General features: G+C 32.6%; 10 protein-coding genes and 2 tRNA genes. All 12 read left to right on the forward strand.

The genetic code is table 11. The features are described from left to right. The first annotated feature begins 113 nt into the window (after positions 1 to 113). The 12 genes from glmM (at position 114) to PBV87_RS00665 (ending at position 11,878) form a co-directional block, all read left to right on the forward strand. Positions 114 to 1,463, forward strand: a complete 1,350-nt coding sequence (gene glmM / locus PBV87_RS00610; RefSeq protein ID WP_053984924.1) for a phosphoglucosamine mutase — start codon at positions 114 to 116, stop codon at positions 1,461 to 1,463. Between the two features lie 122 nt (positions 1,464 to 1,585). After that, entirely contained in the window at positions 1,586 to 2,674 is a 1,089-nt protein-coding gene (locus tag PBV87_RS00615) for a hypothetical protein (protein ID WP_271010764.1), read from the forward strand. A 33-nt stretch (positions 2,675 to 2,707) separates the two neighbouring features. Further along, positions 2,708 to 5,110 carry an EAL domain-containing protein gene (locus PBV87_RS00620; RefSeq protein ID WP_271010765.1) on the forward strand — a complete coding sequence of 801 codons (2,403 nt, stop codon included), beginning with the start codon at positions 2,708 to 2,710 and terminating at the stop codon, positions 5,108 to 5,110. A gap of 211 nt (positions 5,111 to 5,321) precedes the next feature. After that, the gene (gene rnhC, locus PBV87_RS00625) at positions 5,322 to 6,236 is read left to right on the forward strand and encodes a ribonuclease HIII (RefSeq protein ID WP_082238789.1); all 915 of its coding nucleotides are present in this window, start codon (positions 5,322 to 5,324) and stop codon (positions 6,234 to 6,236) included. A gap of 210 nt (positions 6,237 to 6,446) precedes the next feature. Continuing rightward, on the forward strand, positions 6,447 to 6,680 hold the full coding sequence (locus PBV87_RS00630) for a hypothetical protein (protein ID WP_053984921.1): 234 nt from the start codon (positions 6,447 to 6,449) through the stop codon (positions 6,678 to 6,680). 151 nt (positions 6,681 to 6,831) lie between these two features. After that, on the forward strand, positions 6,832 to 7,737 hold the full coding sequence (locus PBV87_RS00635; RefSeq protein ID WP_053984920.1) for a ribonuclease Z: 906 nt from the start codon (positions 6,832 to 6,834) through the stop codon (positions 7,735 to 7,737). Positions 7,738 to 7,760: 23 nt separating this feature from the next. After that, entirely contained in the window at positions 7,761 to 8,336 is a 576-nt protein-coding gene (locus PBV87_RS00640; RefSeq protein ID WP_271010766.1) for a hypothetical protein, read from the forward strand. 2 nt (positions 8,337 to 8,338) lie between these two features. Beyond that, a complete protein-coding gene (gene tsaD / locus PBV87_RS00645) occupies positions 8,339 to 9,358 on the forward strand; it encodes a tRNA (adenosine(37)-N6)-threonylcarbamoyltransferase complex transferase subunit TsaD (RefSeq protein WP_053984918.1) in 1,020 nt (339 codons plus the stop codon). A 20-nt stretch (positions 9,359 to 9,378) separates the two neighbouring features. Next, positions 9,379 to 10,446, forward strand: a complete 1,068-nt coding sequence (locus PBV87_RS00650) for a PIN/TRAM domain-containing protein (protein ID WP_271010767.1) — start codon at positions 9,379 to 9,381, stop codon at positions 10,444 to 10,446. 13 nt (positions 10,447 to 10,459) lie between these two features. Then, positions 10,460 to 11,140 (forward strand): 2-C-methyl-D-erythritol 4-phosphate cytidylyltransferase, encoded by a 681-nt coding sequence (gene ispD / locus PBV87_RS00655; protein ID WP_271010768.1) that lies wholly within the window; start codon positions 10,460 to 10,462, stop codon positions 11,138 to 11,140. A gap of 532 nt (positions 11,141 to 11,672) precedes the next feature. Next, positions 11,673 to 11,758: transfer RNA gene (locus tag PBV87_RS00660), tRNA-Ser, on the forward strand. A 28-nt stretch (positions 11,759 to 11,786) separates the two neighbouring features. Continuing rightward, positions 11,787 to 11,878 (forward strand) — tRNA-Ser (locus PBV87_RS00665). Positions 11,879 to 11,898: the final 20 nt, after the last annotated feature.

Here is an 11,898-nt window from a genome sequence, read left to right on the forward strand (position 1 = left end):
TAAAACCTTGTCAGTGTAGTAAAATGGTATTATAATTTTAAATGGGCAAAATAGACATATAAATGACAAAATAATTGTATAAAATTAATGAAAAGAGAATGGAGAGCGATAAAATGGGTAAGTTATTTGGAACTGATGGTGTACGTGGTGTAGCAAATAAAGAGTTAACAGGACAACTTGCATTCCACTTAGGGCAAGCAGGAGCTTATGTATTAACAAAAGAAACAAAAAAACAACCTAAAATTTTAGTAGCACGCGATACACGTATATCTGGAACAATGCTTGAATCTGCACTTGTAGCAGGAATTTGTTCTGTAGGAGCAAAAGCTATTTGTGTAGGTGTTATCCCAACACCAGCTGTTGCCTACTTAACAAAAGAGTTAGGTATGGATGCAGGTGTTATGATTTCTGCATCTCACAATCCACTTGAATTCAATGGAATTAAATTCTTTAATTCTGAAGGTTATAAATTAAGAGATGAATTAGAAGACGAAATTGAAAACCTTATCGTATCTAGACCAGAAAGTATTCCACTTCCAGAAGGTGAAGAAGTAGGAACATGGTCAATTGATGAAAGTGCAATAGAAGCTTATATTGACTATGTATGTGATACAATTCCTGGAGATTTAAAAGGAATCAAAGTACTTATAGACTGTGCAAATGGCGCTGCATCAGAAGTAGCACCAATTGCTCTAGAAAGATTAGGGGCAGATGTAGAAGTCATTCATAATAAACCAAACGGTGTAAATATTAATAAATTATGTGGTTCAACCCATATGGATGACCTAAGTAGACAAGTTGTAGGACGTGGTATGGAAGTAGGGATTGCCTTTGATGGTGATGCAGATAGATGTCTTGCAGTAGATGAAAAAGGCGAACTTATTGATGGTGACCAAATCATGAGTATTGTTGGTTTAGACATGAAAAAAGATGGTCGTTTAAAACAAGATACAATTGTTGCTACTGTTATGAGTAACTTAGGTTTTACTGTTATGAGTAAAGAAGAGGGGATTAATCTTATCCATACACGTGTTGGTGACCGTTATGTACTTGAGAACATGCTTAAACATAATTATAATTTAGGTGGAGAACAATCAGGGCATGTAATCTTTTTAGATTATAACACTACAGGTGATGGACTTATTACAGCAATTCAACTTCTTTATGTTATGAAGAAAACAGGTAAGACACCATCTGAGCTTAAATCTATTATGCAAGTATATCCACAAGTATTAGTTAATGCTATTGTTAAAAATGAACATAAGCATGACTATCTTGAAGACTTAGAAATTCAAGCATCTATTACAGCCCTTGAAAATAGATTTAAGGGAGAAGGACGTGTGCTTATTCGTCCATCTGGTACAGAACCTCTTGTTCGTGTTATGATCGAAGGAAAAGATAAACAAGTTATGCAAGAAGAAGCAGAAAAACTTGCTCGCTTAATTGAAGAACGATTAAATTAGTTAAAAAAGGCTTATTTTATATAAGCCTTTTTAATTTTGTATATTTTTATGCAATTTATATTTATTATTTCCTGTATAGTATGATAAGATTAAAGAAGATTGTTGTATAAGTTGGTGGAAAAATGAAAAAAAAGATAATAAGTACTGTATTTTTTGTAATATTAACGACAGGCACACTAGGATATGTAAAAAGTCATTACATAAAGGAATTAATATTTAAAACAGAAAGTTCACAAATAGAAGATAATTTTTATGACAAATATGAAATGAATACCTTACAAGCTGTAAAAAATCATTTATTACATAATCAGTTGCTCTATAGTAATGATAATATTAATACAAAGGTTCAAATTTTATATCTAGAATATCTTCTTAAGAATAATCAAGAAAAAGAATTTAGGCAAATGGCTGAAGCAATCATGAAAAGCCTTATGACTAAGGAAGAATTGATCGCAGTTGGTGGCTATATTCAAGATGAGTCTATTCAACCTGTTCATAAAGCATCTCTTGAAGATAACTTAAAAATGTATAAATTGGCAGTAAGAGCATACAAAAATTGGGATGATCCACTGTATCAAGAAATAGCTAATCTTTTAGAAGAACAAATGTATAAATATAATGTAGTAAAAGGAAAGTTATATTCTTATTATGACTCAATGAATGATATAAGAGAGGGAGAAGTTGAGCTAGGAGATATAGATTTAAAGGCATTAGCGGTATTAGAGAATCATAGTGTAGATTGGAAGGGCCTCCTCCAAAAAGGTAAAGATATTGTAGAGAAAGGCTTTATTAGTCGTTCTTTTCCGTTATATTATACTTACTACAATTATGATGAGAAAACTTATAGTACACAAGAAAAGCTAGACACTTTAGAAAGCTTACTTATTGTGCAGGATCTATCAGAAAATGGACTATATAAGTCTGAGACAATTAAATGGCTTAAAGAACAGATAAAAGCCGGGGGGATATATGAACAATATGACTCAAAAACAGGGATGATTACAAGTCACCAAGAGACAATTGCCATATATGCAGTTATTAGCCAAATAGGAAAAAATGTGGGTGACATAGAACTTTATACACTAGCTATGGAAAAAATGCTTAGTTTTCAAGTGAAAGACAAAGAGAATAGGTATTTTGGTGCATTTATAGAGAAGGGGCACGATGAGTTAAATGAATATGATATTGTACAAGCACTGTTAGCATTTTAATTAGCATATATGCTAAAAAAGATGGGGGAAACTATGAAAAGAACAGAAGGCACGATAACAATAAAGAGATTAATTAGCCATCCTATTACGGTATTAATAACTTTATTGGTAGTAGCAGTATCTTTAACTTGGGGAAGTTATAAATTATTAAGTCATTACATAAGAGGTGATTTTGTTGAGCAGATGGAGCAAGTAGTCTATGGTTTAGAAAAAGATATTAATGAAGTGAATCTAGCGATAGGAATCATTATAGTAGGTGTAGCAAGTATTTATATTATTTTATGTTATAAATTTTTAGTAGACTATAGAAAGTATCGCAATGAAATAAGCCAAATGGAAAAATCAAAAGATTTAATGGTAATTAAGGTTAGTCATGATGGAAAGATTACTTACTGTAATAGATATGCAAGAGAAACATTGGGCTATTCTTCAAAGGAAATTAGAGAAAAAGCAATTTTTGATGTTTTATTTAAAAGTGAGTATGGGAAAATTGAAAAACTTTTAAAAGCACAAAAACTAGGAATTATAACAATAGATCTTAATTTCTTATCTAAGAACTACAAGAAGCTCTATACTATTTGTACTGTAAAACAAATAATGAGTAAAGAAAGAGAAAACACTGATTTTCATATGGAAATTTCTGCAGTAGATATTACTCTATTTGATTTAACAGAGAAAGATAAAGACCAAATTAATGAGCTCTATGAAGAAATTGCTCGATCAGAGGAAGAATTGCAGAAAAAATATGAAGAGCTATGTGATAAGAAAGAAGCCTTACAAGTTAGTGAAGAACGCTATAGTATGGTTATTGATACCGCAAGTATTGGAATTTGGGACTGGGATCTTAAAGAAAAGAAAATCTATTGCTCACCCAAAGTACAAGAAATTTTTAATTGTCAAACTATGAATGAACAAGAAAATATTGATTTAGGATGGATTCATCCAGATAATAGAGAGTTAGTGCAAAATAGTGTAAAGCTTTGTACATTACAAACAGAAGATCAATATGACTTTGAATGTCGTGTTCTTAATAAATATAACAAGTACATATGGGTATATATTGTAGGGAAAATTTTGCGTAATCAAGATAATACCCCGATAAGAATGACTGGTTCTATTGCAGATATTAATGATAAAAAGATTAATGAAGAACGTATTAAATATATGGCTTATTATGATGAGTTAACAGGTTTAGCAAATAAGAATTATCTTAAGGAAATATTTGAAGAACATAAAGAACAAGAGAGTACGTTCCTTTATCTAGATGTTGATAATTTTAAATTTGTAAATGATTCTTTTGGCTATAAAGGTGGAGATCAAGTTCTAGCTGAATCTGGTAAACGATTTGAATACTTACAAAATGATAAGGTTACTATTGCACGTGTAGCAGCAGATGAATTTGCTATTTTATTAAAAGAAACTATAAGAGAAGAAGAAATAAAAGCATTTATAGAGAAGCTGAACAGATGTTTTGAAGAGACATTTATAATAGACCAGATTGACTTCGGTATTTCCTTTAGTATAGGTGTAGCCATTTATACTAAGGAAAGTAGTGATACGTTTGAGGATGTACTTAATAAAGCTTGTACAGCAATGCACAGGGCTAAAGATAAGGGGAAACGTAATTATATTTTCTTTGAAGATGAATTTAAACAGCATACATTGGAAAAAATTCAAATGGAGAGTGAATTAAGACAAGCCATTCAAAAACAAGAATTTGCTCTTTACTACCAACCACAGATGAAAATAGAGACAGGTAAGGTTAAGGGCTTTGAAGCACTAATTAGGTGGATCAAAGAAGATGGTACAATGATACCACCAGATAGGTTTATTAGTGTTGCAGAAGAAACGGGATTAATGGTACCTATAGGATCATGGGTAGTAGAAGAAGCCTGTAGATTTATTAATAAATTAAAGGAATTTGGATTAGATGATATTTATGTAGCTGTGAATATTTCTGTTGTTCAACTTATACAAGATAATTTTGCAGAAAAGATTGAAGAGATTATAGAGCATACTCATGTTGAGCCGGAAAGGCTCCATATAGAAATTACAGAGACAATGTTAATGGAATCTATAGACGTTAATATTGAAAAGGTAGAAAAGATTAAGGAAAAGGGAGTTAAAATCTCTTTAGATGACTTTGGAAAAGGATATTCTTCATTAACGTACCTTAAACAACTTCCTATTAATGTACTAAAAATAGAAAAAGCATTTGTAGATGATATCTTAAAAGATGAAAAGAAAAACATTACAGGAGCTATTATTAATTTAGGGCATGAACTATCTTTAGAGGTTGTAGCAGAAGGTGTAGAAGAAGAAGGTCAGTTAGAGTATTTGAAACAGTGTAATTGTGATTTAATACAGGGATATTTATTTAGTAGGCCTATTCCAGAAGAAGAGGCCATTCAATTTATTCAAGATAGGATAAAATAAAAAAAAGAAAGCGACAGGGGAGCTATCGCTTTTGAAAATAGATATTTAGGGTTTTAATATTTATACAATTAATGTTGGGGTTTGAGATAATGTTCAATGGGGAGGAATCACAATTATCTCAGAGCTAGTTTAGGCAAAATCAAAAGAACTTATGCAATAAAAATTAAAAATGTTATATACTAAGTCTATCAAAAGTAGAAAGGGAAAATGAATGTCAAAATACGATTTATATAACATTTTAAAAGAGAACTTACTCAGTCAAATAGAATATGAATTTCAAGTTGGAGCTTATCAGGAAATTAATTATGGAATTCAATTTGATGTAATAGAAGGTGATAAAAAGTCAAAAGTACGTATTTACGAAAGTAAGAAGAAGGGTGTTACTTTAGATTTATCACAAGTGAAATATGAGGAATTAAAAGCAGTTATTCATAATATAAATAGTAATGGGACAAGTAAGAATCAAGAAAAAGTAATCAGCAAATTTATGAGTGATCGTCTAGAAATTCCAATGATAGGAGTAGATGAGTCAGGTAAAGGAGATTACTTTGGTCCACTAGTAGTAGCAGGAGTATATGCCGATGAAGCTTTAAAAATAAAATTAAAAATGTTAGGTGTAGCAGATAGTAAGGCATTAACAGATATTAAGATTGCTAAGTTAGCCGAACAAATAAAGGTTATTTGTGATTATAAAATTCTAGTGTTTGATAATGTAAGATATAATACTGCTTATAATAAAATAGGAAATCTGAATCTTCTTCTTGCAGCAGGGCATGCTAAAGTCATTGATGAATTAGTTGTGCAAACAGGGGCACAAGTAGCGTTATCGGATCAATTTGGCGATGAGAAGCTGATTAAAAATTGTTTAAGAGAAGCAAGTAAAGGGATTACTTTAGAACAAAGACCACGTGCAGAACAAAATGTAGTTGTTGCAGCAGCAAGTATATTAGCAAGAGATGCCTTTGTAAGCAATATGCAAGGGTTAGAAGAAGTTTATGGTCAAAAGTTCCCCAAAGGAGCAAGTGCCCAAACAGTAGAAGCAGGTAGGAAATTTGTATACCAATTTGGCAAGGAACGTCTAAATGAGGTTGCAAAGTTACATTTTAAAACTACAGATAGCTTATAGAATAAGAGAAAATTTACCTATATATTATTGTGTATAGAAAGTATATAATAGATCTAAGGATAACTAGCATGCTTATTTTAGCAAATGTTATCCAAGGACGCAGTATCCATTTACTTCGATGAGTTGATCATGAAGTATTATGGATAATAGTCATCGGATGAAAGATCATGCTTGAAATATAGGCCGCTTGAGCGGTGGGGGGTGCCTAAAATGCAAGAAGAGATAAAGTGCAATTGTTGTGGACAGCCTATCAAGAAACCAGATGGGCGTAACTGCGAAGATTATCTACAAGTTGAAAAGACATGGGGGTATTTTTCTTCAAAAGACCTTACAAGTGATTCATTTATTATATGTGAAGCATGTTATAATAAATGGATTAAAACTTTTGCCATACCTATTAAAGAGGCGCCAGTTCTTGAAATCTTTACAACTGAAGACGAATAAAAGTTTGAAAGAGCTGTTGTATAAATACAACAGCTCTTTAGTGTATTTAGGAATATAGAATACAATATAAAAAAATGTATAAGATAGGAAAGTTGTAACAGTTGGAATAAAAGGATATAATACAGTTATAAGTCTAGAAAGGATGTAGAACATGTTAGATATTTGTTTGCTTGGAACGGGTGGAATGTTGCCGTTACCAGAGCGTTTTTTGACAGCAATGCTTGCAAGATATAATGGAAGAAAACTTTTAATTGATTGTGGTGAAGGTACACAAGTTACCATGAAGATGTTAGGATGGGGATATAAAACTTTAGATATTATTTGTTTTACACATTATCATGGAGATCACGTAACAGGACTGCCAGGATTACTTTTAACTTTAGGCAATGCAGGACGTGAAGAACCACTTACTATTATTGGACCACCAGGGCTTAAGAGAATAGTAGATGGTTTAACAGTAGTATGTAGAGATATTACATTTCCATTAAATTTAATAGAATTACCTTATGAGAAAAATGAATTAGTAGTAGGCGAGTTTCATATTAGTGCGCTTCCTGTACCACATAAAGTACCTTGCTTTAGCTATGCTATAGAGAATAAAAGGCAGCCTAAGTTTGTAGTAGAGAAAGCACGTGAGAACCAAGTACCACAAAAGCTTTGGAAGAAGCTTCAACTTGGTGAAACTGTAGAAGAAAGCAATAAGGTATATACGCCAGATATGGTACTAGGAGAAGCAAGAAAAGGAATTAAAGTATCTTATAGTACAGATTGTAGACCAACGGAAGAACTTACAAAGTTTGTCCAAGGGTCAGACCTATTCATTTGTGAAGGAATGTACATTGAGGATGAATTAGAACAAGTGAAAAAATATAAGCATATGCTAAGTAGTGAAGCAGCACAAATTGCTAAAAAAGCAGAAGTAAAAGAACTTTGGCTGACTCATTTTAGCCCAGCGGTACCAAATTCAAAGATAGATGTATCTGCCATTTGTGAGATTTTTCCAAATACAATTGCAGGAACAGATAGAATGACAACAACTATAGGATTCGAGGAGTAGACATTTCTAAAAGGGGGACAGGCATGAGGAAAGCTATAGCTGTATTAATTATGCTAGGCGTATGCAGTATTTATTTTCTAGCGATGGAAAGTCAAGACGTGGCAGATGTAGTAGATACAGTAGCTATACAAGAGGAATTAAAGGCTGATATGAATGAACGTATTGAACGGATTATTGAACAAATTGAAGCAGAATATCCAGCTACACCTAAGTTACTAATAGAAGTAAGTAATGAGATTATGGAAGTACAGTATAGTGAAGCTTGGGAGCCAGACAATGAGTTAGAAAAACAAACACTATTAGCATTAAGACTTCTATGCAGTAATAGACTACTAGAACTAAATACTTACAATAAGCAAATAGAAAATTTACGTACCGAGCTTATTAAGAACCATACAGAAGGTGTATATCTAAATAATAGTAAAATAGAAAGTATTAATTTCTTAACCCCAGATGATGCTTTTGTAGAAGTTATTTACGATACGACTAAAGGGACTCAAAAAAGGGAATATACTTTAGTTAAAGAAGAAGGACTATGGAAAATATACAGTTGGAAAGACCTTGGGCCTGTAAGTGAGGACCAGGTTGTGGAGGAATAAAAATGAAGGATATAAAAATACTTGCGATAGAAACATCTTGTGACGAAACAGCAGCAGCAGTAGTAGTTAACGGAAGAGATGTACGTTCAAATGTTATTTCAACTCAAATTGACTTACATACTAAGTTTGGAGGAGTTGTACCAGAGATAGCATCACGTATGCATGTTGAAAAGATTAATGTGGTGATACGAGAAGCGTTAGAAAAAGCAAATATGACATTAGATGATATTGATGTAATTGGTGTAACATATGGGCCAGGTTTAGTAGGTGCCTTATTAGTAGGTGTAGTAGCGGCTAAGGCGATTGCCTTTACTAAAAATATACCATTAGTAGGTGTACATCATATTGAAGGGCACATTGCAGCTAATTATATTCAAGAGCCTACATTAGAACCACCATTTTTATGTTTAGTTGTATCAGGAGGACATACGCACCTTGTTCATGTTGCAGATTATAATACTTATGAAATTATGGGTAAAACAAGAGATGATGCAGCAGGAGAAGCTTATGATAAAGTTGCACGTGCTATTGGCCTTCCATATCCAGGGGGACCAAAGATTGATGCATTAAGTAAAGAAGGAAATAAAGATGCTATTGCCTTTCCAAAGGCAATGATAGGAGATGGCTATGACTTTAGTTTTAGTGGTCTTAAATCATCTGTACTAAACTATGTTAATAGCGCAAAGATGAAAGGAGATGAATTACCAATAGCAGATATCGCAGCCAGTTTTCAAAATACAGTAGTAGAAGTACTTGTAACGAAAACAATGGCACTTGCGAAAGAAAAAGGCATTACTAAAATTGCCTTAGCAGGTGGTGTAGCAGCTAATAGCGGTTTATGTGAAGGTATGGAAGCAGCTTGCAATAAAAATGGTTTTGCATTCTATCATCCAAGTAAAATACTTTGTACAGATAATGCAGCAATGATTGGTTCAGCAGCGTACTATGAATATTTAAGAGGTTCACGTGCTGATATGACATTAAATGCTGTTCCGAACCTACCACTTGGTAAAAAAATATAACAAAGGGGAGGGGGTAAAAAATGGAGAAAATAATTAGGTTTCTCATCTCTGGTATTATTGCAGGGATAGCTTCCATAATGGTAGTAGATCTACAGGAGAAACAAATTATTCCTAGTAATTTTGGCGATACATTACAAGGAAGTTTGAAATTTTTATATGAGTATAAAGAACTTATAGTATTTATAATTATTTTTGGACTTATGTTTATAACAATAGGTGCGTTTATATCTAAAAAAATCACACCTAAAATAGAAGCTAAGTTAGCTAAAGCTTCTATGATTGAAACACTCATATATATTATTGGATTTGCTATAGGATTAGGCATTGCAAATTTAATAGGTAATCCTCTTCTTACAAGCCAATCAGATATGATGAATATACTATGGGGAATATTACTCTATTTAGCGTTAGGCTATATTGGTATATATATCGTACACATTAAAAAAGATGAAATAAAAGGTTGGTTTAGTAAGAAGGATAATAATACACTATGGAGTGCACCTAAAATTCTAGATACAAGTGTCATTATAGATGGGCGTATTCTAGATATTATTAAGACTCAGTTTATTGAAGGTAAAATTATTATTCCCACATTTGTATTAGATGAACTTAGACATATTGCAGATTCATCTGATAAGTTAAAGAGAAATAGAGGGCGAAGAGGTTTAGATATTTTAAATGAAATGCAAAATCTTAAGCAGCCACCAATCGAAGTGATGGATATAGATTTCCGTAATATTAAAGAAGTAGATGTTAAGCTTATTAAGTTAGCAGAACAAATACATGGAGCAGTTGTAACTAATGATTTTAACTTAAATAAGGTGGCACAGCTACAAAAGGTTACGGTATTAAATATTAATGATCTTAGTAATGCGGTAAAACCAGTGGTTCTTCCTAATGAAGAAATGGTGATAACGATTATAAAAGAAGGTAAAGAACAAGAGCAAGGTATAGGCTATCTTAATGATGGAACAATGATCGTTGTAGAAAATGGTAGGAAAGCAGTAGGAGAAACAAAGACAGTACAGGTTACTAGCGTACTTCAGACTTCTGCAGGACGTATGATTTTTGCTAAGATTATTAAATAGAGGAGTTTTATAAATGAATAAAATAGCTGCAGTTATTGTAGCAGGTGGAAGCGGTTCGCGTATGGGAACAAAAGTTAAAAAACAGTATTTAAAGCTAAAAGGCAAAGAAATACTGACTCATACTGTGGAACGCTTTTCCACTATTGCTCAAATAGAAGAAATTATTGTAGTAACAGGTGAAGAAGATATTGAATATGTTACTACATTGTTGAGAGATACTTATAAGATCAAAAAGGTTAAGGCTGTTGTAGCAGGAGGAAAGGAAAGACAAGACTCATGCTGGAATGGTATTAGTAATGTAAGCGAAGAAATAGACTATATCATGGTACATGATGGAGCAAGGCCGCTTATAAGTGAAGCAGTAATCAATGCCAGTATAGAAAAAGTAAAAGAATGTAGAGCTTGTATTGTAGCTGTACCTGTAAAAGATACAATTAAACAAGCTGATCAAGAGGGGAAAATCATTAACACGCCTAGAAGAGAAACTTTGTGGGCAGTACAAACACCTCAAGTGTTTGAAAAGGGATTATTAATAAATGCCTATCAAGAAGCTTATGAAAAAGCTCTGCAAGTTACAGATGATAGTATGATTGTAGAAGCCTTTGGAGAAGCTGTTCATATTGTTCAAGGGGAATATACTAATATTAAAATTACTACACCAGAAGATTTATTATTAGCAGAAAGACTGATATAGATAGGTGTTATCAAAAGGTATATTTATAGTTACTAAAAAGGAATGATCTATCATTATAAATATGGAAAAGCTATAAAACTAATTTGAATCGTTAGTTTTATAGCTTTTATATTTTATTTTTATAATCAAAAAGATTCGTTGTACTTAAGGGAATCTAAATAGGATTGAGTAATAAGGATAATTATCAGAAGACTGATGAATAGATAGAAGAGCTAGTAAAAGGCCTTCTAATACAAGTCTATTTTCTATAATAATTATAATAAATAGGTTTAATAGATATATAGTTTTGTGAGGAAAGTTATAGATGAAATAAGGAATAAAAGAAAAGATGAAAAAAGTTTAAAAAACATGTTGACGTATGACAAATGCCATGTTATATTAATTAAGCACTAAGAGCGAGCAAGTACTTAAGGCAAAAGTTAAGAACTAATAACTTAAATAAAAAGTAGAAATTAGTGCTTGACAAACAACATACAAGTTGATAAAATAATCAAGTGTCAAGTCGGAAGACAAGCACTTGAAAATTAAATCTGGAGAGGTGTCCGAGCGGTTTAAGGAGCTGGTCTTGAAAACCAGTGACTCCGAAAGGGGCCGTGGGTTCGAATCCCACCCTCTCCGTTAATCCATTAAAGTGTAAGACCACTGTGGAGAAGTACCCAAGTGGTTGAAGGGGCTCCCCTGGAAAGGGAGTAGGTCGTTAATAGCGGCGCGAGGGTTCAAATCCCTCCTTCTCCGCCATTTTAATAGGATGTTTGAAC

The sequence above is a fragment of the Holtiella tumoricola genome, from assembly GCF_027857615.1.
GTDB classification, from domain to species: Bacteria; Bacillota; Clostridia; order Lachnospirales; family Cellulosilyticaceae; genus Holtiella; species Holtiella tumoricola.

Excerpts from the sequence above, each read along its gene's own strand:
- glmM (WP_053984924.1), top strand. The coding sequence starts at position 114 with ATGGGTAAGTTATTTGGAACTGATGGTGTACGTGGTGTAGCAAATAAA.
- PBV87_RS00615 (WP_271010764.1), top strand. The coding sequence starts at position 1,586 with ATGAAAAAAAAGATAATAAGTACTGTATTTTTTGTAATATTAACGACA.
- PBV87_RS00620 (WP_271010765.1), top strand. The coding sequence starts at position 2,708 with ATGAAAAGAACAGAAGGCACGATAACAATAAAGAGATTAATTAGCCAT.
- rnhC (WP_082238789.1), top strand. The coding sequence starts at position 5,322 with ATGTCAAAATACGATTTATATAACATTTTAAAAGAGAACTTACTCAGT.
- PBV87_RS00630 (WP_053984921.1), top strand. The coding sequence starts at position 6,447 with ATGCAAGAAGAGATAAAGTGCAATTGTTGTGGACAGCCTATCAAGAAA.
- PBV87_RS00635 (WP_053984920.1), top strand. The coding sequence starts at position 6,832 with ATGTTAGATATTTGTTTGCTTGGAACGGGTGGAATGTTGCCGTTACCA.
- PBV87_RS00640 (WP_271010766.1), top strand. The coding sequence starts at position 7,761 with ATGAGGAAAGCTATAGCTGTATTAATTATGCTAGGCGTATGCAGTATT.
- tsaD (WP_053984918.1), top strand. The coding sequence starts at position 8,339 with ATGAAGGATATAAAAATACTTGCGATAGAAACATCTTGTGACGAAACA.
- PBV87_RS00650 (WP_271010767.1), top strand. The coding sequence starts at position 9,379 with ATGGAGAAAATAATTAGGTTTCTCATCTCTGGTATTATTGCAGGGATA.
- ispD (WP_271010768.1), top strand. The coding sequence starts at position 10,460 with ATGAATAAAATAGCTGCAGTTATTGTAGCAGGTGGAAGCGGTTCGCGT.